Annotated in this window: 18 protein-coding genes; 6 read left to right on the forward strand and 12 right to left on the reverse strand. The window is 61.6% G+C overall.

Features of this window, described 5'->3' with window-relative positions:
• Positions 1-111: 111 nt before the first annotated feature.
• Entirely contained in the window at positions 112-1,329 is a 1,218-nt protein-coding gene (locus ACR0BA_RS08590; protein ID WP_480727373.1) for an ROK family protein, read from the forward strand.
• A complete protein-coding gene (locus ACR0BA_RS08595) occupies positions 1,319-2,830 on the forward strand; it encodes a CRTAC1 family protein (protein ID WP_480727374.1) in 1,512 nt (503 codons plus the stop codon). The genes ACR0BA_RS08590 and ACR0BA_RS08595 overlap by 11 nt, the downstream gene beginning before the upstream one ends.
• On the opposite strand, the gene ACR0BA_RS08600 is transcribed toward ACR0BA_RS08595, so the two are convergent.
• The 4 genes from ACR0BA_RS08600 to ACR0BA_RS08615 form a co-directional block, all read right to left on the reverse strand.
• On the reverse strand, positions 2,831-4,132 hold the full coding sequence (locus ACR0BA_RS08600; protein ID WP_480727376.1) for a cytochrome-c peroxidase: 1,302 nt from the start codon (positions 4,130-4,132) through the stop codon (positions 2,831-2,833). It abuts the gene before it with no gap.
• On the reverse strand, positions 4,129-5,085 hold the full coding sequence (locus tag ACR0BA_RS08605) for an aldose epimerase family protein (protein ID WP_480727378.1): 957 nt from the start codon (positions 5,083-5,085) through the stop codon (positions 4,129-4,131). Before ACR0BA_RS08605 ends, ACR0BA_RS08600 begins: the two co-directional genes overlap by 4 nt.
• The gene (gene xylB / locus ACR0BA_RS08610; protein WP_480727379.1) at positions 5,082-6,536 is read right to left on the reverse strand and encodes a xylulokinase; all 1,455 of its coding nucleotides are present in this window, start codon (positions 6,534-6,536) and stop codon (positions 5,082-5,084) included. Before xylB ends, ACR0BA_RS08605 begins: the two co-directional genes overlap by 4 nt.
• A 473-nt stretch (positions 6,537-7,009) precedes the next feature.
• Positions 7,010-8,503: a BCCT family transporter gene (locus ACR0BA_RS08615; RefSeq protein ID WP_480727381.1), complete on the reverse strand. Its 1,494-nt coding sequence runs from the start codon at positions 8,501-8,503 to the stop codon at positions 7,010-7,012.
• Between the two features lie 173 nt (positions 8,504-8,676).
• On the opposite strand from ACR0BA_RS08615, the gene ACR0BA_RS08620 reads away from it, so the two are divergent.
• From ACR0BA_RS08620 to ACR0BA_RS08630, 3 genes are all read left to right on the forward strand, one after another.
• Positions 8,677-9,759, forward strand: coding sequence for an AI-2E family transporter (locus ACR0BA_RS08620; RefSeq protein ID WP_480727382.1), 1,083 nt, complete (start codon positions 8,677-8,679; stop codon positions 9,757-9,759).
• 72 nt (positions 9,760-9,831) lie between these two features.
• Complete coding sequence (locus tag ACR0BA_RS08625; RefSeq protein WP_480727384.1) at positions 9,832-10,107, forward strand: hypothetical protein; 276 nt, start codon at positions 9,832-9,834, stop codon at positions 10,105-10,107.
• Positions 10,108-10,118: 11 nt separating this feature from the next.
• Positions 10,119-10,589: a phage holin family protein gene (locus ACR0BA_RS08630; RefSeq protein ID WP_170599010.1), complete on the forward strand. Its 471-nt coding sequence runs from the start codon at positions 10,119-10,121 to the stop codon at positions 10,587-10,589.
• A 15-nt stretch (positions 10,590-10,604) separates the two neighbouring features.
• Here ACR0BA_RS08630 and ACR0BA_RS08635 read toward each other — a convergent pair whose 3' ends face one another.
• Genes ACR0BA_RS08635 through napF form a run of 8 tightly spaced genes read right to left on the reverse strand, consistent with a single transcriptional unit; the run spans position 10,605 to position 17,102 of the window.
• Positions 10,605-10,862: a hypothetical protein gene (locus ACR0BA_RS08635; RefSeq protein ID WP_093964456.1), complete on the reverse strand. Its 258-nt coding sequence runs from the start codon at positions 10,860-10,862 to the stop codon at positions 10,605-10,607.
• 12 nt (positions 10,863-10,874) lie between these two features.
• Positions 10,875-11,570, reverse strand: coding sequence for a NapC/NirT family cytochrome c (locus ACR0BA_RS08640; protein ID WP_093964455.1), 696 nt, complete (start codon positions 11,568-11,570; stop codon positions 10,875-10,877).
• Between the two features lie 30 nt (positions 11,571-11,600).
• Positions 11,601-12,038: a nitrate reductase cytochrome c-type subunit gene (locus tag ACR0BA_RS08645; protein ID WP_170339556.1), complete on the reverse strand. Its 438-nt coding sequence runs from the start codon at positions 12,036-12,038 to the stop codon at positions 11,601-11,603.
• A gap of 12 nt (positions 12,039-12,050) precedes the next feature.
• Positions 12,051-12,968: a quinol dehydrogenase ferredoxin subunit NapH gene (gene napH / locus ACR0BA_RS08650; protein ID WP_170451190.1), complete on the reverse strand. Its 918-nt coding sequence runs from the start codon at positions 12,966-12,968 to the stop codon at positions 12,051-12,053.
• The gene (gene napG, locus ACR0BA_RS08655; protein ID WP_480727386.1) at positions 12,965-13,783 is read right to left on the reverse strand and encodes a ferredoxin-type protein NapG; all 819 of its coding nucleotides are present in this window, start codon (positions 13,781-13,783) and stop codon (positions 12,965-12,967) included. The genes napH and napG overlap by 4 nt, the downstream gene beginning before the upstream one ends.
• 27 nt (positions 13,784-13,810) lie before the next feature.
• The gene (gene napA, locus ACR0BA_RS08660; protein ID WP_480727388.1) at positions 13,811-16,303 is read right to left on the reverse strand and encodes a nitrate reductase catalytic subunit NapA; all 2,493 of its coding nucleotides are present in this window, start codon (positions 16,301-16,303) and stop codon (positions 13,811-13,813) included.
• On the reverse strand, positions 16,300-16,593 hold the full coding sequence (locus ACR0BA_RS08665; protein ID WP_170356960.1) for a chaperone NapD: 294 nt from the start codon (positions 16,591-16,593) through the stop codon (positions 16,300-16,302). The genes napA and ACR0BA_RS08665 overlap by 4 nt, the downstream gene beginning before the upstream one ends.
• Complete coding sequence (napF, locus tag ACR0BA_RS08670) at positions 16,590-17,102, reverse strand: ferredoxin-type protein NapF (RefSeq protein ID WP_170340161.1); 513 nt, start codon at positions 17,100-17,102, stop codon at positions 16,590-16,592. Before napF ends, ACR0BA_RS08665 begins: the two co-directional genes overlap by 4 nt.
• A gap of 281 nt (positions 17,103-17,383) precedes the next feature.
• On the opposite strand from napF, the gene ACR0BA_RS08675 reads away from it, so the two are divergent.
• Positions 17,384-20,683 (forward strand): adenylate/guanylate cyclase domain-containing protein, encoded by a 3,300-nt coding sequence (locus tag ACR0BA_RS08675; RefSeq protein ID WP_480727390.1) that lies wholly within the window; start codon positions 17,384-17,386, stop codon positions 20,681-20,683.

The raw sequence follows: 20,683 nt of genomic DNA on the forward strand, positions 1-20,683 counted from the left end.
GGCCCTCGTATTTCTGCGTATCATATTTATTTCAGCGGGTAAAATATTTACTCTGTTCGTGGGTCCCAAATCCCAATAGATTGAGGCCTACAGAAGATTCGCGGAGACAAGATGCTGAAAAGCAAGGCTTCTCAAAACTCGCTGGACCAACGGAATGCCACGCGCCTGCGGGTGTTGGAGCATATCCGGACCAAGGGGTCGATTTCGCGGATCGACATCGCATCGGCCCTGCAGACCAGCCCGGCCACCGTCACCGCTGCAACCGCTGACCTGATTTCCGCCGGCCTGGTCCGAGAGACCGAAGGCGAGGCGCATTCCAAATCGGCCAAACGCGGGCGGCCGCGGGTTCTTCTACAACTGGACGGGTCCTCCTATCTTGTGGCGGGCCTCAAGGTCGCGCGCCAGGTCATCTCGGTCATCCTGGTCGATTTCGAAGGCAACGAAGTCACCTCGCACATGTACGCCCTGCAAGATGCCAGGATGTCACCGCGCGATTTCGTCCGCACCGTGCGCCTTGCGCTTGAGGAGACCTGCGCAAAGATCGACCGCACGATCGACGGGCTTTCAGGTGTTTCCATTGGCATCGCCGGTTTGGTCGATGCCGAGAGGAATTTCGTGCACTGGTCATCTTCGATCACCGAGCGCAATGTGAACTTCGCCGCGTTTCTGGACGAAGGCCTGCCCTGCCCGGCCTTCATTGAAAACGATGCGAATCTGGTGGCCAAGGCCGAACAGCTGTTCGGGCTGGGCAAGGGCCTGTCGAACTTTCTTGTCGTCACGATCGAACACGGTGTCGGACTGGGCATCGTTCTGGACGGCAAGCTGTTCCGGGGCAACCATGGCTGCGGGGCCGAATTCGGGCACGCCAAGGTCCAGTTGGACGGGGCGCTGTGCCAATGCGGGCAACGGGGATGCCTCGAGGCCTATGTCGGCGACTATGCTTTGATCCGAGAAATGACGGTCGCCGGGCAAAGCAGCGCGCTGAAAACCGTTTCCGACATACACGACCGCGCGCACGCCGGAGACCAACGGGCAATTTCCGTTCTGGCCCGCGCGGGCCAGATGTTCGGCTTGGGCCTGTCAAACCTCATCAATCTGTTTGCCCCAGATTGCATCATTCTGTCCGGAGCCCAGGTCAGCTTTGAGCACCTGTGTTCGGACGACGTGATGGCGCGCATTCGAAACGGAGTGGTGAATGTCGACACCGCCCTGCCCGAGATCAAGGTGCATCATTGGGGCGACCTCATGTGGGCCAAGGGCGCGGCGGCCTACGGGATCGAACAAGTGTCGATCCTGAAGGTGCAGGAGATCGCAGCCCATGCGAGCTGAACTCGCCTTGGTGGCGGCCCTCGCCACGACCGCCAGTGCCGATCCTGCCATCCCCCGGTATCAACCGATCGATGTTCTCTCTCATGTCTATGACGGCGGTTGGGAGCATTTCGTGGGTGGCGGTGTCGCGGTTTTCGACTGCAGCGGGGACGGCTTGCCGGAACTCTTCCTTGCTGGTGGGGCGAACCCATCGCAGCTGTTCCGAAACACCTCTCAGGCGCAAATATCCTTTCAGGCAAACACGCCAGAGCCGCTGTCCCTGACAGGTGTGACCGGCGCCTACCCGATGGACATCGACGGCGACGCCATCCTGGACCTTGTGGTTCTGCGCGTTGGGGCGGACCTGTTGCTCAAAGGTTGGCCCGATTGCCAGTTCAGCCCATTCGCGGGGCTGGGGTTTGAGCCCGATGACCACTGGACCACGGCCTTCTCGGCCACGTGGGAACCCGGGCAGACACTGCCCACTCTCGCCTTCGGAACCTATGTGGACCGCGACAATCCGAATGGCCCATTCGAGGCCTGCGGCCCCACTCTGCTGTACCGCCCCCTTGGTGAAACCTATGGCCCGCCCGTTCGGCTGGAACCTGGGTACTGTGCGCTGTCGGCTTTGTTCTCGGATTGGGGCCGGACCGGGCGCGCGGATCTGCGGATCAGCAACGATCGGCACTACTATGTCCGAGACGGACAGGAACAGATGTGGGCGATGGAAGATACTCCGCGTCTGTATGATCAGGCCGAAGGCTGGATGCCCTATTCGATCTGGGGCATGGGCATCGCGTCGCGCGATCTCACGGGGGATGGCTATCCCGATGTCTACCTGACCTCTATGGGAGATCAGAAGTTCCAGATTTTCGACCCCGAAGCCGGCGGTCCCACATGGCGTGATGCGACCTATGACAAGGGTACGACTGCACACCGGCCGCACATCGGCGCGGACGGGCGACCATCGACCGGTTGGCACGCGCAATTCGCGGATGTGAACAACGATGGGCGTGACGACATTTTCGTCGCGAAGGGCAATGTCGAACAGATGCCGGATGCGGCGCAGGACGACCCCAACAGCCTGTTACTGCAGCTGGAATCCGGTCAGTTTTTCGAATCCGCGGCTGAGGCCGGTGTGGCATCGATGGCAAAATCTCGCGGCGCCGCGCTGCATGATCTGAACAATGACGGCTGGTTGGACCTAGTTGTGGTCAATCGCGGATCACCCGCCGAAATCTACGAGAACCAGCCCGCAACAGGGAACTGGGTCATGGTGGATCTGGGCCAGCACGACGCCAATTCGCGGGCCATCGGCGCCTTTGTCGAAGTCCGAACCGCTGCCGGAATTCAGACCCGCGAGATCACGATCGGCGGAGGCCATGCCAGCGGGATGGCAGGGCCGCAGCATTTCGGTCTGGGCGACGCCAGGACCGTGGACATTCGTGTCGTCTGGCCTGGTGGAGACCGCTCGGACTGGGAGACATACGACACCAACCGGATCATCCGATTGCGGCGCTGATTACTTGTCGACTGGCAGCCCACTGGGCACCCGCTCTGGTACACCCAGCCGTTCGGCAGGATCCTCCAGTGCAGCCAGAAAACTCAGGATGTCGTCAATCTCTGCATCTGACAGAGCAATCGGTCGCAGCTCGTTGGCCGCGGCGATGGCATCGACCAAGGCCGGATCCTGTAGCGGCCGTTGATCATCGGCTCCGGGAAAGACAGGCAGCTCTGCCATTTCGATCGAGTAGCGCCGCAACGCGCGTTCGGGGTCAAGGTGGTGCCGAACCACGTCCTCGAGCCGAGCATAGGCGCCATCGTGGCCATAGGGCGCAGTCAGCGTCACATTGCGCAGCGACGGCGTCCGGAACGCAAACGCATCTTCGGTTGCACCGGTTACGCGCAGTCGGCCATCATCTCGGACGTGGTTTTCAAACCGAGCAGCCTTTCCCGGGCCGATCTGCGGCATCGCGATCGCATAAAACCCGTGGTCGGTCTGAAACCACCCCGAATGGCACGATCCGCAACCGGCCTTGCCGTAAAACAGCTGCATGCCGCGCACCGCGTCGGGCGGCAGAGGTTCCTCTCCGCGCATCGCGCGATCAAAGGGGCTGTTGTCGGCACGCCATTCAAAGGCGATGAAATCGGCAATCGCGTTGGCGATGGCAACGAACGAGACCTCCTTTTCGGGGGTCACGTCGCGGAACATCCGTTGATATTCCGGAACCGCAGCCACCCGCCCGGCGATCAGGTCCCATGCACCACCCTGTTGCGTCAGAAGGCCCAGCCGCACCGCCTTGCTGATCGGGTTTTCCGAATAATGTCCGGCCATCTCATCCGGCGACAGAACCGGGAACATGGCCTGAGCCGCCAATGCCGAGCGGAACCCCGGCCGCATATGCTGCCCCAACGGTGTTCTGATGCCGAAAGGTTGCTCAGGAGCATCCTCGAGCCTGCCGTCGTGAAAAAACGTCGTGAACTCGGTCGCGCCAAGGTTCCAGAGGGCCGGGGAATTGCGCGGGATGCGCTGTTCGGGCAGGTTGTCAGACCCAAGCCCGCGGGCGCTGCCCAGCCCAATCCCGCCTTCTCCGATGCCCAGCGACATCCCGTCCGAGGTCCCGAACCTTGGGTGGTGGCAGGTGGCGCAACTGATGTTTTCGTTTCCCGACAGGATCGGGTCGTAGAACAGCATTTGCCCCAGTTCCACGATCGCAAGGTCGGGCTCGATGAACTCGGGAGCCGGGCCAAGGTTCTGGGCCGCTGTCCCGGTGGCAAAGCTGGCGAAAACAGCCAAGGCCGATAAGGAACGGATCACGCTCATGCCCCTGCCTCGGATATCTCAAGCATCAGCGTCTGGTGATACGGTTTCTCGGACGTACATATGATCGAGGGGAACGCGGGGACGTTCGGCGCATTCGGATAGCCCGATGGCTCGATACAGAGCCCGGCATGCGGCGCAAATGGCGCGGACAAATGGGCGGCAGAGTAGACCTGCGCCCCGGGCTGATCGGAATGGACCGTCATCGTCAATCCCGACGGCGCCGCAAGGGTGGCAACCGGTTGGGCCACCTTGCCGCCGGTGCCGAACAGGAAGAAGTGATCGAGGTCCGTGGCGGCCTGTCCAATCGGTTCGGGGGCCGCGAAATCCAGCCCGACCGATGCAGAGTCGACGATCCCGCCAGACGGTATCCCCTGATCGTCCAGTTCCAAGTGACGATCTGACGCCAACTGCAATCGGTGCTCGGAGATGCCTCGAGCGGACCCCAACGTGTAGTAGTTGTGTTGCGCGATGCTGATCGGGGTCGGCCTGTCCGGCCAGGCAGAGATCGAATATGTCAGGCGAGGGAAATCCAACCGGACCCTGACCTCGAAGCGCACAGCCCCCGGAAATCCGCCCGCGCCGTGGGGCGAGACATGGACCAGCACCGCCTCGCACGGCGAAAGCTGCTCGACCTGCCAGAACTGGCGCGAGAGCCCTTCTGCCCCCCCATGCAGCGTATTCGACCCTTCGTTCGCAATCAGCGCATGATGGGTGCCGTCCAGATCGAACCCTGCGCCGCCGATCCGGTTGGCAACCCGCCCGACGAGCGCGCCCAGATAGAACGGGTCGTTCAGGTATTCGGTCGGGTCGTCATAGCCAAGGATCAGCGTTTGGCCCTTGTACCACCACCCTTGCGTGATCGCTCCATAGCCCAGCAATGACACCCGCATGTCCCCGTCTTGCAGGACGATAACCGGGATATCAGTGCAATCAGTGCGACTTTTGTTCATCATCCAGCCAATGGCGCCAGCGCCTTGTAATACGCTCTGTATCGTCTGTAGGCGCTGTCATAGGCTTCGGTCAAATCACTCTGCGGTTCGATGATGGCGTCGATCTCTGGCGGGGTCATGATCTGTTCGGGTGTTGCGTCTCCGGCTGCGCACATGGCCAGCCGCGCGGCACCAGTCGCAGCCCCGAACGCGCTTCCCTTGGGCAGGGCCAGCGGCACATTCAGCGTGGTGGCGATGGTCTGAAGCCAGTAGCGGGACCGCGCACCGCCACCTACGGCAATCAACTGCGCCGGTTCGGTACCGGTGCTCCTCAGGGCCTCAAGGCAATCGCGCATTGCAAAACCGACACCCTCCATCACTGCCTGCACCAGATCCGTCGGCTCCGAAGCGATGTCTAGGCCCAGAAAAGCTCCTCGGATGGTGCTGTCATTATGCGGCGTCCGCTCGCCGGACAGGTAGGGCAGAAAGGTCAACGACGACGGCCCGTTTGGCTGGTCGGGCAGCGCCCCGGCCAGCGCCTCGACCGGTTGGCCCAGATTGCGTGACAGCCAGTTCAGGCTGTTGGTCGCCGACAGGATGACGCCCATCTGAATCCATCGCCGAGGCACCGCGTGGCAAAAGCAATGAACCGCCGTCTCGGGTGCCGGTGCATAGCTGTTCCGAGCCATCAGCAGCACACCCGAGGTGCCAAGAGACAGAAACCCGGACCCCTCGTCGATGCTGCCGATACCGCAAGCGGCCGCGGCGTTGTCGCCAGCACTGCCAGCGACCACAACCGGGCCGGACAGCCCCCATTCCCGAAGCAGTTCATCCCGCAGTTCGCCACCATGGTCAGTGCCCTCGACCAGTCGCGGCATCTGATCGGGCCTCATGTGACCCAACTCCAGCGCCCTGTCCGACCAGTCTCGCGCGCCGACATCCAGCCAGGACGTTCCCGCGCTGTCGGACATGTCACTGACATATTCCCCGGTCAGCCAGAACCGCAGATAATCCTTCGGCAACAACACCATGGCCGTACGGGCGAACAGGTCGGGTTCATGGGCACGGACCCATTCCAGCTTGGGCGCGGTGAACCCGGGGAACACGATATTGCCCGTGATCTCGCGCATCCCGGGGGTCTGGTCCAACTCTTTGGCCTCTAGCGCCGATCTGGTGTCATTCCACAGAATGCACGGCCGCAGGACGGTGCCGTCCCGATCCAACAGCGTTGCGCCGTGCATGTGTCCACTCAGTCCGATCGCCCGCAGTTGCGCCAGTGCATCGCCGTTCGTCTCACGCAGCCGGCCCATGACGGTCGCGCAGGCGTCGATCCAGTCCTGCGGGGCTTGTTCGGACCATCCCGGTTGCGGGTTCGACGTGGCGATCTCAGCCTCAGCCTCGGCCAGAACCTGCCCGGCTTCGTCCACAAGAATTCCCCTGAGACCCGAAGTTCCCAGATCCAAACCCAGATACACGAGACGCGCCCTCACCCATATTATTTTAGTTGGTAAAATTATTAACCGAGATCAGAAAATGTCAACACCGGAATCCGGCGCGCAAATTCATACGAGACAAATAGGGCGGAACGTTCGGCCCCACCAGGCTTCTTTGATCGGCAGCGGATCAGCCAGTACTCTGCCAATAGGCTGTTTGCGCGCTGAAGACGTAGTTCGCTGTAGTTTGCCAACTCTTGCGCATGCTGCCCTATATCTCCGAGATCAAGGCGGGAGTCTCATTGCATGACGACCGCAACATGGGGCATGGCTGAAATTCAACCTGCAAGGAAAGCGCGCGCGTTCTTTGGGTTGCGCCCATCAGGTTTGACAGATGGCGACATCCCCTTTCTCGGCGAACGGGCCTCAGGGATCCGGGCGCAGGCACAGCCAGATCAGAAAGCCCAGGTAAAGAAAGACGGTGACGTTCAGAACGGTATCCAGAAACTCGCCTGTCATGGCCCTTCCTCCCGCGCCAGCACCCGGAACAGACAGACCACCAGAACCGGAACTATGAAAACAAAGGCGATCGCCGAAATTGCGATCACAGATCGCACCAGCCCGATATCCCCGACAAAGACCATGGCAAGCCCAAGCGCACCCAGAATTGCCCCCCACACCGTGCGGATCCGGGGAGACGGGTTTTCATCACCACCGGTTCCGATCATCGCGAGGGTAAATCCGGCGCTGACAACGCTGGTGACCACAAACAGAAACGCGGCGACGATGGTCGCTGTCTGCGTCAGTCCGGACAGTGGAAACCGCTGAAGCAACGCGAATGTGGTCGCGTCAAGATTCTGCTGATTGACCACGGACAAGGAACCTTGCTGCCGCAGCGCGTCGAAAAACCCAAGCCCGCCAAACACGCCAAACCAAAGGATCGAGAACAAGGTTGGCGCGACGATCACACCCAAAAGAAACGCCCGGATCGTTCGGCCCCGGGAAATCCGGGCGATGAAGATACCGACGAACGGCGACCAGGCCAGCCACCAGATCATGTAGTTCAGAGTCCAATCCTGGAACCAGTTGACGAGGTCGTCACCAAAGAACTCGGCCGTGGCAAACCCTGCGGGCAGAACGTGGAACACGTATCGTCCGAAGCCGCTCACGATACCGTTCATCAGGTATGAGGTGGGACCAAGGATCAACAGATAGATCATCATTGCCACGGCGATCAGCATCGCAGCATTGGACAGCTTGGCCATGCCGTCCCCCAGATCCCGGCGCAGAGGGATGACAAAGGCCACACACATGGCGAAAAAGACCGGAAGCGTCAGAGCCGCCGAATCCGCCACGCCAAGCAATCCGGCCAGCCCGGTTTGCACCTGAAACACCCCCATGGCCAGCGAGCCAGCCAACCCCACGGCAATGGCAACGAATGACAGAAGGTCAAAGCACCAGCCCATCGCCCGAACCCACGGGGCCGACCCCAGAGCGTCGTTCAACGGCGCGCTCAGCAGCAGAGTGCCCCCACGGCGGAAGGCGAAATAGGCAATGATCAGACCGACCACCCCGTAGATTGCCCAGGCATGAAAGCCCCAGTTCAGGTAGGTTACGAACATAGCGTTTCCGGCGGCCCTCGGATCGGGTTCGTATTTTCTGAGCTCTTCGAAATGGGTCAGCGGCTCGGCCGCGCCATAAAACAGCAGCCCAACCCCCATCCCGGCCGCAAACAGCATGGCGATCCATGCGGGAGTCGAAAACTCGGGCTCGGCACCATCCGGCCCCAACCGGATGCGCCCAAAGCGCGAAAAGGCCAGAAACAGCGCAACGAACAACAGGCCGCTGGCCTCGAGCATGATGAACCAGCCCCGGCTTTCGAACTGCGTCGCAACCGCGGCAGACGCCAACCGGCCCAGCCCCACCGGGTCGACAAGACCCCAAATCGCGATGCCTGCGCTGATCGCAAGCGCGATGACAAGCAGCGAGTTGGTCGATGTGCGGCGCATGGGCTTTGGTCCTTGGATTTGATCCAAGGCCGAGCGTAGAGACCCGCTTGCAACCTGTCCAGAAATCAACTCTTTCGAGAATTTTGTTTGAGAACAGCCGAATATCTGTGCCTAATGGCGGAACCGACCAACGGTGGCGGGCCGCAATGGTGCTGAGCCCGCAGGAGACGTGCATGGCAACTCAACCCAAGGCCGACAACCAGCGCGTGGGCAAGCCTGGGCTGACCTTCTGGTATCAGCTGGTTGTTCTGCTGTTTCTGACCATCGCGTCATTGGTGCTGGCGTCCTCGGTTCTGATACCGCTTTCCTTCGCCATACTGTTGTTTGTGCTGCTCACTGCAACATCTGACCGGATCCACCGGATCGTCATTCTGGGCCATTCCGTACCGAAATGGATGGCGCATCTTGGGGCCTTGTGCCTGATCCTGTTTGGATTGCTGATCATCCTGTCGATCCTGTCCAGCCAGGCCGGTCTGGTGTCCGAGGCTTTCCCGAAATACGAAGAGCGCCTGTCCGGTATTCTGGCAAAACTTGTCGCCCTCGTCGGCAACGAGAACTATGCTGCGGCCCAGAAGGCGCTGAGCCAGATCAACCTGTCGGGTTTTGCCGGCAGCATCATCGGGTCCGCCGGCGCCTTTCTCAGCGCCTTCTTCCTTGTGCTGCTCTACGTGCCGTTCATGCTGGTTGAACGCCTGCCGATGCAGACCAAGATTGACCTCGCGATCTCGGATCCAATACTTGCCAACAAAGTTCGCAACGTGCTGCACAGCACGTCCGCCAGCATCCAGCGCTATGTCGGGATCAAGACTTTCGTCAGCGCGCTAACCGGGTTCGGCAGCTTTCTTGTCATGTGGGCGGTCGGGTTGGATTTCGCCGAGACCTGGGCGGTTCTGGCCTTTCTGTTGAATTTCATCCCCACGGTCGGCTCGATCATCGGTGTCGCCCTGCCCTCTCTGGTCGCTCTTGTCCAGTTCGAGGAACTGAGCCCGTTCCTGATGGTGCTGTTGGGATGCGGGGCCGTGCAATTCTCGGTCGGAAATATTCTTGAGCCGACCTTGCTGGGCAAAAGTCTGAACCTGTCCCCTCTCATGGTCATACTGGCCCTGACATTCTGGACCGCGATCTGGGGCATTCCCGGTGCGCTGATGAGCGTGCCGATCACTGTCTGCATCATGATCATTCTCACCCACATTCCGGCCACGCGCCCCATCGCCATACTGATGTCGGGCGATGGCCGTGTGGGTCCCAAAGACTGATCTCGATGCCGTCAAACCGGATTTTCGGCCCATCGCCCGCGCGACTGGCCGCTTCACGAAAGGACAACGCCAATGGTTACCAAAGCGGAACTTGAACAGCAGGTCGCTGAGTTGAAGCGACAGCTTGAGGAGCAGGCCGAGAGGAAAAAAACGGGCGCGCGCAAAGCGGGCGAAAAGGTGAAAGAGGCCGTCCAGGACATTCCCGATAAGTTGTCGGCCGAGTTTGAAGACTGGTCCGGTGAGATCGAGACCGCGCTGGCCGAGCTGGATGCCATGCCACACAAGAAAGCCATCCTGTTCGCCCTGGGCGTTTTTGCTCTGGGCTACGTGATCGGTCGGTCCAGGTAGGAGACAGTCAGATGAGCCGCATTTCCCGAAACATTTCCATCATCCTCCGCACCGAACGGCTGATCGCTCAGCGGAACATGACCGTCTTGGCCAAACGCGCGGGCTTTTTCGCCGCAGCCGGATTGGCGGGCGGGTTGGCCATCATCATGCTGAATGTCGCGGGCTATCTTGCTCTGGCGTCAGTGATGTCCAAGCCGTTGGCTGCACTGGTCATCGCCCTGATCAACCTGATCGTGGCGCTGATACTCGCGGCTATCGCCAACTCGGTCAGCGCCGAGGCCGACACTGCGCCAGTTGCAGAACTGCGCGACATGGCGATCGGCGATATCGAGGCCGAGGTTCAGGACATGATGGCAGAGGCTCGCGAGACGGTCCGCGACCTGAGAACCGTCTCACGCGACCCTCTGGGAACGCTTGCCCCCGGATTGGTGACCATGATCGCAAGCGCCGTTCTGAAACACCTGAAGAACCGCAAAGAGTAAGCGGCGACTGTCGCCCTAGACGGTCGCCCCTTTCTGGCGGATCAGACAGCCAATGCTGCTGGCGCACACACCGACCAGAACGCCAATTATCAGCTCCATGGGCTCGACCTTGGCAAAGGTCCAATGCGCGAAAGCCAGGGTTTCCAGTATTCCGATCACCGCACCCATGGTCGCGGCCAACCACAGTTGGCGGGTCATCATGCCCACCGCAAGGCCCAGAATGCCGGGCAGGCTCAGGATGTTGCCGCCGATTGTTCCAAGAATCTCAAGCATGTCGTGCCACTCCTAGTCGGATGTGCTGTTCAGGAATGATCGGATCTCGGCCGCGCCGGTACTCTGCGCAATTTCGGTGCCGGTCACCGGATCCAGCGAGGCGACCACTTTCTGATACTCCTCCAGATAGCCCGGCGGCAGGCTGTGCGCGATGCCCTGGTGGCAGTCGATGCAGGTCATGTTCTCGTCGATCGCACGCTGGTGTTCGTTGGCGGCGCGCGTTTCCTGAATGGTGAAGTCCATGTATTCGAAATTGTGACAGTTGCGGCATTCGCGGCTGTCCGAGGCCTTCATCTTTTTCCACACGGCCGAGGCCATCTGCAGGCGGTGATCCTCGTATTTCTCGGGCGTGCTGATGGTGCCGACCAGCTCGTGATAGACGTCTTTCACCGCCATGATCTTGGCTTCGATCTTGAAGCTCCATTCCTTGGGCACGTGGCAATCGGAACAGATGGCCCGTACGCCGGAGTGGTTGTTGTAGTGGATCGTTTCCCGGTATTCGCCAAGGTTGGTTTCCATCGTGTGGCACGAGACGCAGAATTCTTCGGTATTCGTCATCTCAAGCGTCCAGTGGAAACCACCCCAGAACAGGATGCCGGCCAGAAAGCCCGCCAGGACCAGAAAGCCTGCGCTGAACGCGGCAGCCGGTGTCCAGATCCACGCCCAGATGCGGCCGATCAAGCCGCGCTTTTCAGGAGAGTCTGCCATATTCGGTGCTCCTTTCAGTCCAAAGCTGGATCAGTTTCCGGCCGAGGGCTGGAACAGGTTGTCGACCAGGGCCGGCGCATCCGCCTGCGGCACATGGCACTGGTTGCAGAAATACCGGGTGCCCGCGATCTGATCGAGCTCGTTGCCTTCGCGATCCAGATAGTGGGTCATCGACAGGGTCGGCGCGTTGCGCTCACCGGCCTTGGTCCAGTCGTGGCAGGACAGGCACTGATTGGTGCGGATGTCGATTTGGTACTGGTCGATCTTGTGCGGAATCAGCGGCGGCTGCTGGCGATAGTTGCGCTGCATGCGCCCTTCGATGTTGCGGTGCACATCATCTAGGATGGCCGGATCATCGATGTCCACGCCTCGCAACGTGGTCACGGACGCGGATTGCGCAAAGGCAAGCCCGGTCACAAGAAGAACAGGGATCAGGGCTATTGCGCCTGTCGCTATTGATTTTTTCATCTTGGCACTCCCTTAGGCAGGTCTGGCGGCGCGCGGTTCTGGCGCGGCGGCTGGATCGGGTGGCGCGACGACGGCGTCATCGAACCGGTGGGTAAGTTTGAATACGTCGACCGAGCACACATCGATGCAACGGCCGCATGTTGTGCAATCGGGCGACAGGATCAGCGGGCTGGATCCCGGCTTGCCCTTCAGTGCGGGCGAGATCACCTGGTTTTCCGGACAAACCGCATAGCAATCCATGCAGTCGTCACAGGCGGCGCGATTGGTCGCGCTGACCCGCAGCAGGCTTTTGGCGCCGATCAAGCCGTAGAAGGCCCCGACCGGGCAGATATGGCCGCACCATCCATGCCGGGCCACGAACAGGTCAAAGACAAAGATCGCTACGACCATCGCCCAGACAAAACCCATGCCAAAGACCAGCCCGCGGTGCAGCATCGTGATCGGGTTCACCAGTTCCCACGCAATCACGCCGGTCAGGGCTGACACGATCAGAACCGTCGCCAATATCCACAATCGGGTGCTGCGTTTGGGCTGCCAGCCTTTGGGCAGGTCCAGCCGACGGTGCAGCCAATGCGCGGCATCCGTGACCGGGTTGATCGGGCACACCCACGAGCAATAGACCCGCCCTCCGATCAGCGCATAGGCCACCAGAACGATCAGCCCGCCGATCAGCGCGGTCATTTCCGGCCAGTGGCCGGCCACCAGCCCCTGCAGCAGGATGAACGGATCGGTCAGCGGCAGCACGTCCAGCGTCAACGATCCGGCCAGCGTGCCCTTGACGATCCAGATGCCGAACCACGGTCCCAACAGGAACAGCGCCAGAAAGAACACCTGACTGAACCGCCGCAGCAGCAGGAACCGATGGGCGCCGACCCATCCCTTGACCTCGCGGGCCTCGTGCCCGACGGGCATATGTGTCCGCGCCGTCATTGGCCTGCCCCCGGAAGGTTGTAGCCCGGTTCGTACCCGCCCGGCGCGGCAAGGTTGTCCGCGCCCGGTCCGGGCAGGCGATCGGGCAGGTCGATGATGCCTTCGACCAGCGGCCCGCCCTTTTCGGCCTTTTCTTCCCATCCCTTGCGGTAATGCTCGGCCGAACTGCCGCGCGCCAGCCGTGCGGGCAAAACCTTGATCGCCGCCTCGGGCAGAACGCAGCTTTTCTCGCAGACGCCACAGCCGGTGCAGCGGTCGGCATGAACCGTCGGCGCAAAGATCGCGTGGTGGCCGGACCGGTCGTTGTGCGACAGTTCCAGCGTGATCGCCTCGTCGATCACGGGGCACACGCGATAGCACACGTCGCAGCGCAGCCCCAGGAAGTTCAGGCAGTTCTCCTGATCGACCAGAACCGCAACACCCATCTTGGCGCCGTCGATATCCTGCAACCCCTTGTCCAGCGCCCCAGTCGGGCAGGCCGCAACACAGGGGATATCTTCGCACATCTCGCAGGGCACGTCGCGGGCGATGAAATACGGCGTACCGGTCGCCACCGCATCGACGCCCAACTCGGCCAGCTTCAGCGTGTCATAGGGGCAATCGCGGACGCACAGCCCGCAGCGGATGCAGGCACCCATAAAATCATTTTCGGGCAATGCCCCCGGCGGTCGCAAGGCCTCGGCTGGCAGGGCGCGGGCGTCGCGGGCCAGATAGGCCAGCACCGACCCGGCGACCAGACAGCCACCCGCCGCGCGCGCCGAGTCCTGCAGGAACCGGCGCCGTTGCGGCGAAAGAGGTTTGCCGACCAGAGACATTACACGCGACCTTTGCGATCCCTGCCCTTACGCCCGCTCGACCTTGCAGGCGCATTTCTTGAAGTCCGTCTCTTTCGACAGCGGACAGGTCGCATCCAGCGTCAGCTTGTTGGTCAGTTGGCCCTCGTCGAACCACGGCATGAACACGAGGCCACGCGGCACCTTGTTGCGACCACGGGTCTCGACACGGCTGATCACCTCGCCGCGGCGGGTGGACAGCACGATCTCCTGCCCGCGGCGCACGCCGCGTTCCTTGGCGTCCTCGGGGTGCATGAACACCACGGCGGCGGGGAAGGCGCGGTGCAGCTCGGGCACGCGGCGGGTCATCGACCCGGAATGCCAGTGCTCCAGCACCCGGCCGGTGCACAGCCAGAGATCAAACTCTTCGTCCGGCTCCTCTGCTGCCGGTTCGTAGGGCGCGAAGATGATCTTGGCCTTTCCGTCCTTGTGGCCATAGAATTTGACCTCTGAGCCTTCGGGCACATACGGGTCATAGCCTTCGCGGAAGCGATAGAGCGTCTCTTTCCCGTCTACGACAGGCCAGCGCAGCCCGCGCGCCTGATGGTAGGTTTCGAAGGGTGCAAGGTCATGCGCCTTGCCGCGGCCAAAGCTGGCATATTCCTCGAACAGGCCCTTTTGGACGTAGAAGCCGAAATGCTCGGATTCGTCGTTGTGGAAGCCTTCGGCGGTTTCCGACAGCGGATACTGGTCGATCTTGCCGTTGGCATACAGTACGTCGAACAGGGTCTTGCCGCGATGCTCGGGCATCTTGGCCAGCAACTCTTCGTCCCAGACCTCCTCGACGGTGAAGCGTTTCGAGAACTCCATCAGCTGCCACAGGTCCGACTTGGCCTCGCCCGGGGCCTTGACCTGCTGACGCCAGAACTGGGTGCGGCGTTCGGCGTTTCCATAGGCCCCTTCTTTCTCGACCCACATGGCGGTCGGCAGGATCAGGTCGGCCGCAACGGCAGTCACCGTTGGGTACGGATCTGATACGACGATGAAGTTTTCGGGGTTGCGATAGCCGGGATAGCCTTCTTCGTTGATATTGGGGGCGGCCTGCATGTTGTTGTTGCACTGCACCCAATAGACGTTCAGATCACCATCCTTCAGCTTGCGGTTCTGCAGAACCGCGTGGAAGCCCGGTTTGGGCGGAATGGTGCCTTCGGGAATGTTCCACTTGGTCTCGGTGATCTTGCGGTGTTCATCATTGGTCACCACCATGTCGGCGGGCAGGCGGTGGGCAAAAGTGCCAACCTCGCGCGCGGTGCCACAGGCCGAAGGCTGACCGGTCAGCGAGAACGGTGAGTTGCCGGGCTCGGAGATTTTGCCCACCAGAAGATGCACGTTGTACATCAACGAGTTCACCCAGGACCCTCGTGTGTGCTGATTGAAGCCCATGGTCCACAGGCTCATGACCTTGCGGTTCGGGTCGGCATATTCCTTGGCCAGTTGCTCAAGCTGGTTCGCCGGCACGCCCGACAACTCGGAGACGTACTCCAGCGTGTAGTCGGCAACCGAGGCGGCGTATTCCTCGAACGAGATCGGCTCCAGCTTGCCCGAGTCCGGGTTCGCAGCGGCCTGTTGCAGCGGGTTGGTCTCGCGCAGGCCGTAACCGATGTCGGTAGCGGTCTTGGTGATGTTGACGTGGTTCTTGACGAACTCCTCGTTCACCGCGCCGGTCTGGATGATGTGGTTTGCGATGTAGTTCAGGATCGCCAGATCGGTCTGCGGCTTGAAGATGATACCGTTGTCGGCCAGCTCGAACGAGCGGTGCTCGAAGGTCGACAGCACATGTACCTGCGCGCCCGGCTTGGTCAGGCGCGTGTCGGTCAGGCGCGACCACAGGATCGGGTGCATCTCGGCCATGTTCGAGCCCCACAGCACGAACGTGTCGGCATGTTCGAGGTCGTCATAGCAGCCCATCGGCTCGTCGATGCCGAAGGTACGCATGAAGCCCACCACGGCCGAGGCCATGCAGTGCCGCGCGTTCGGGTCGATGTTGTTCGTGCGGAAGCCGGCCTTCATCAACTTGGCCGCAGCGTAGCCCTCCCACACGGTCCACTGTCCCGAGCCGAACATGCCCACGCTGGTCGGGCCTTTCTTGGCCAGCGCCTCTTTCCACTTCTCGGCCATCACGTCGAAGGCTTCGTCCCAGCTGACAGGTTCGAAGTCACCGTTCTTGTCATAGACGCCGTTAGATTTGCGCAGCAACGGGGTGGTCAGACGGTCCTTGCCGTACATGATCTTGGAGAGGAAATAGCCCTTGATGCAGTTCAGCCCCCGGTTCACCGGAGCGTCCGGGTCGCCTTGCGTGGCAACCACGCGGTCTTCCTTGGTGCCCACCAAAACCGAGCAGCCCGTGCCGCAGAACCGGCAAGGTGCCTTGTCCCAGCGGATGTCGGCATTGGCGACTTGGGCGGCAGCTTGGCCAGTCGCCAGCGGGATACCGGCCGCGGACGCTGTCGCTGCGGCGGCGGTTGCTTTCAGAAACGTACGACGAGATTCGGAAATGGTCATGACAAGGGCCTCCGGCTGGAATTTTGGCTGGGAGTTTCGGCACGCGGACGGGTCTCCGCTAGATCTTCGAAATGGTGATAGGTCAGGGTCAGCGAGACGACCCCGGGGATCTGGTGCAGGTCCATGATGATCTCGGACGCTAGCCGTGTCGGCGTGTCCTCGACGACGACAACGAACCGGCTGTCGTCGGATTCGGCATGGATTTCGACCCCGTCGAACGCGGTCATCGCCGACCGTGCCGCTGAGGTCTGGTCCGGCGCGACATGCACCAGGCATCCACAGATATTCATTCACGCACCTCCACTGTGGCGGGCTGGTATCTCTCGAGGGAAACGGCACCGGTCGGGCATGCGGCGGAGCAGGCCCCGCAACCGACACATGATGCCAGGTCCAGGTTCACTTCGGCGCGGCCTCCGGTTTTCAGGCGGAATCGGATAGCCCCTTGATCGCAGCTGTCCTGGCACACCCGGCAACTGACACCATTTGCCGAAAGGCAGGTGTCGGACACTTTCGCGCGCCAAGGCCACTCGGCGAACCGGTCCAGGCTCAATGCGTCGGTCTTGCACGCATCGGCGCAGTCTCCGCAAAAGGTGCAGCCACCCTGCTGCGGCTGAAACACCGGCAAGCCCGCGTCGTCCATCGCCAGGACATCCTCGGGGCAAACCGAGACACAGTCGCCGCATCGAGTGCAGAGATCGTGGAAGTTTTCGCGCGCCGCTCCTGGCGGCCGCTTCACGCTGTCGTCTTCGCGAGGCAGGCGTCCTGTCAGGAACGCGCGCCTGCTGGCTACTGCAGACATGTGCCGCCCACCTGTTCTAGAAACATTTGTGGTACTCCGTTCATGCTGCGTGGATAGCGGATACGAGTCAACTCTGACTTGATCTTGATCAGATTTGCTCATGGATTGAGCAAACGAATCCTTCCTGAAATCCAACTCTGGAAAGGCGCGGCACAAAGCTGATCCGAAAAACCGGAAACGGCGGATTGCGCAGTCATAATCGAATATTACTATAAAAAATGCAGACTCGACCCGGTGGTCTGTACTAGGCTGCCTGCGGGTGGATACTTCTGAGGGCACCAATGTCTGGCGACCTAAGGGAATGGCTGAGCGCCCTTGGGTTGTCCGATTACACCCAAGCGTTCGCGGAAAACAAAATCGACTTTGCAATTCTTCCTGAACTTACGGGCGAGGATTTGCGCGAGATCGGAGTGACTGCCGTCGGCGACCGTCGCCGGTTGCTGCGCGCGATATCCGACCTGGACGTCCCGGAAACCGTCGGCGCGTTTGAACCCGAGGTTGAACTGGAACCGGCAAAACGTCAGGTCACGGTTGTGTTCGCGGACCTGACCGGCTTTACCAAATTGTCCAGCGAACACGACGCCGAAGACATGCACGCGCTGCTGAATGCATTCTTCGGCAAGGTCGACCGCGCCGTCGAGAAATTTGGAGGCCGGATCGACAAGCATATCGGAGACGCCGTCATGGCGGTGTTCGGGGCGCCGATCTCGCACACCAATGACACCGAACGGGCGGCCCGCGCCGCGCTGGAGATTCACGCCGCGCTGCCCACACTTGACCCGCCCCTGTCGTGCCATATCGGCATCGCCTCGGGGCAGGTCATCGCCAGCACCACCGGAAGCGAGGCCCATACCGAATACACCGTGACCGGGGACGGCGTGAATCTAGCGTCCCGCCTGACCGACATTTCTGCGCCGGGTCAGACGCTGGTGTCGGATGACATCCAGCGCGCGCTTGGCCCACTGTTCGTCGGCGAGGCGATCGGCACCAAGGCAATCAAGGGCCTTAACAAGGAGGTCGGAATCTGGCGTCTGGACCGCCTGGCCCGGAACATCCGCACGCGGCGCCACAAATTCATCGGGCGGGAACGCGAGATGTCGTTGTTCTCGGCGACATTCGACCGGTGCCAGCGCCATGGAAAAGGTGAGGTTCACATCATTCTTGGCGAACCCGGTATCGGCAAGACCCACTTTTCGGAACAGGTGGCCGAGCTGGCCGCAAACCGCTCCTATTCGATCCACGGGGGCGTGGTGATGGATTTCGGCACACGCGAGGGACATTCGGCCATCCAGTCCATCGCCCGCAGCCTTCTGGGGCTCGACCCGACCGACGACTCCGATGCCAGCACCGCGGCCGCTCATGACGCGATCAGCCGGGGGTGGATCAACCCTGCCAGTTCAGCCCATCTGAGCGCCCTGCTCGAACTTGAACAGGATCCCGGATTGGCCGAAGTCTATGCCGCAATGGACAACGCCGCACGCATGCGGGGTCGGCGACAGGTCATCGACGAACTGCTGCAGGCCCGCAGCCGCGAGGCCCCCCTTCTGCTCCAGGTCGAGGACATACATTGGGCGCCACCGGACATTCTGACCATGTGTTCGTACATGGCTGCCGCGACGCGGGACCTGCCTTGCGTTCTGATGATGACCAGCCGGGTCGAAGGCGACCCGATCGATCGGGAATGGCAGATGGGAACGGATGGTGCGCTGGTGTCCAAGCTTGAGCTGTCGCCTATGGGTGACGAACAGGCGCGGAAACTGGTCGAGGAATTCACCGCCATCGACCCAGAGCTGTTGGAAACCTGCGTGCAACGCGCCGGAGGCAATCCGCTGTTTCTCGAGCAACTGCTGCGTAATATCGACGGCCTGACCCGCGACACTGTCCCCGGCAGCATCCAAGGCATCGTGCAATCCCGTCTGGACGGGTTGGATCGTCGTAGCAGAACGGCGATTCAGGCAGCATCGGTTCTGGGGCAGCGGTTCTCGCCCGAAGTTCTGAACTATCTGCTGGGTGAAGGCCATCTGGACACGTCCGACCTGATCCGCTCGGCCCTGATCCGCGAGGCCGGGGCAGATCTGATGTTTGCGCATGCTCTGATCCGCGACGGATCCTATGCGACGCTGGTCAAGTCCGAGCGCGCCCGGCTGCACCGGCAGGCAGCAAGCTGGTACGAAGGCAAGGACGCCACATTGCGCGCCCAACACCTGGACCGTGCCGACGCCTCCAATGCAGCCGAAGCCTATCTGGAGGCCGCTGAAAACCTGATCCAGGCCTTCCAGTTTGACGAGGCCAGCCCGCTGATCGAACGCGCGCTCGAGCTTTCGGCTCCGCCGGGTATCCGGTTTGACCTGATGTGTGCCCGGGCGGAAACCCATCGCCTTCAGGGCCTGTCGGACAAGGCCCTGAGCGAGTTCAACGAAGCCGCCGCCCTGGCCGAGACTGACGCGCAGATCTGCCGCGTTCATATCGGTCTGGCACAGGCCGCGCGCCAGGCCAGCCTGTACCAGGATGCGCTGCACAGCCTCGACATCGCCGAGGCCGCCGCTGACCGTATCGGATCGGAACGAGATCTGGCCCAGATCAGCTATGTCCGCGGAAACATCTATTTCCCGCTGGGACGGGTCTCGGATGCTCTGCAAAGCAACGAAAAAGCGCTGACGCTGGCCCGCAAACTGGAATCCGTCCGGCTGGAGGTCGGCGCGCTCAGCGGCTTTGGCGATGCAAATTTCATGAATGCCGCAATGCGCACCGCCGCAGGGTTCTACACTCAGGCCGTCGAAAGAGCGCGGGACAAAGGACTGGTCCGGGACCTGGCCGCCAACCTTCACAATCTCAGTGTTGCCCGCAGTTACTCCGGTGACGTGGCGCAAGGCCGGGCCGATGCGCAGGAAGCCATCGAAATCTCGCAGAAATACTTTGCCTTCGTGCCGGAATGTGTCGCGCAGACCTGCCTGGGCGTCGCGTGCACCTTTCAGGATGACATGGACGGTGCGCTGCAGGCCTTCATCCGATCCGCCGATATCGCCCAGCGCGTCGGCGCCAAGCGGCTCGAGGCTCAGGCGTTGGAACATCTGGCCCGGGCGCAGGTTTATGCCGGGCAAAGGCACGAGGCTGAACAGGTGGGGCGGCGCGCCGTGGAAATCGCGTTGGAACATGGCCGCAACTTTGTCGGCCCCAAGGCACTGTCGGCATTGGCCTTGGCTTTGGACGATCCGGATGCCCAGGATGATTTGTTGGATCAGGGCGTCAGGATACTGGGTGAAGGCTGCGTTGGGCATAGCCACTTGCATTTCTACGCAGATGCCTGCGCCGTGATGCTGGCCCGCCAGGATTGGGACCGCGCGATCCGCTTTGCCGACGCCTTGTCCGAGTTCACCGCCCCAGAACCGCTGCCGATGGCCGATCTGTCCATCCGTCACACGCGTCTTCTGGCTGCGACCGGGCAACAGGGCCTCGCCCTGTCTGACCACGCCGAGTTTCCAGAACTTCGATCACAGTTCGACGATCTGGGCGTGGTGCGGTCGCTGATGGGGCATCTGGATTTCCCGGTGGCCGGGATGGCCGGTCAACCGACGGCATGA

Source organism: Ruegeria sp. CI5 (assembly GCF_056536885.1).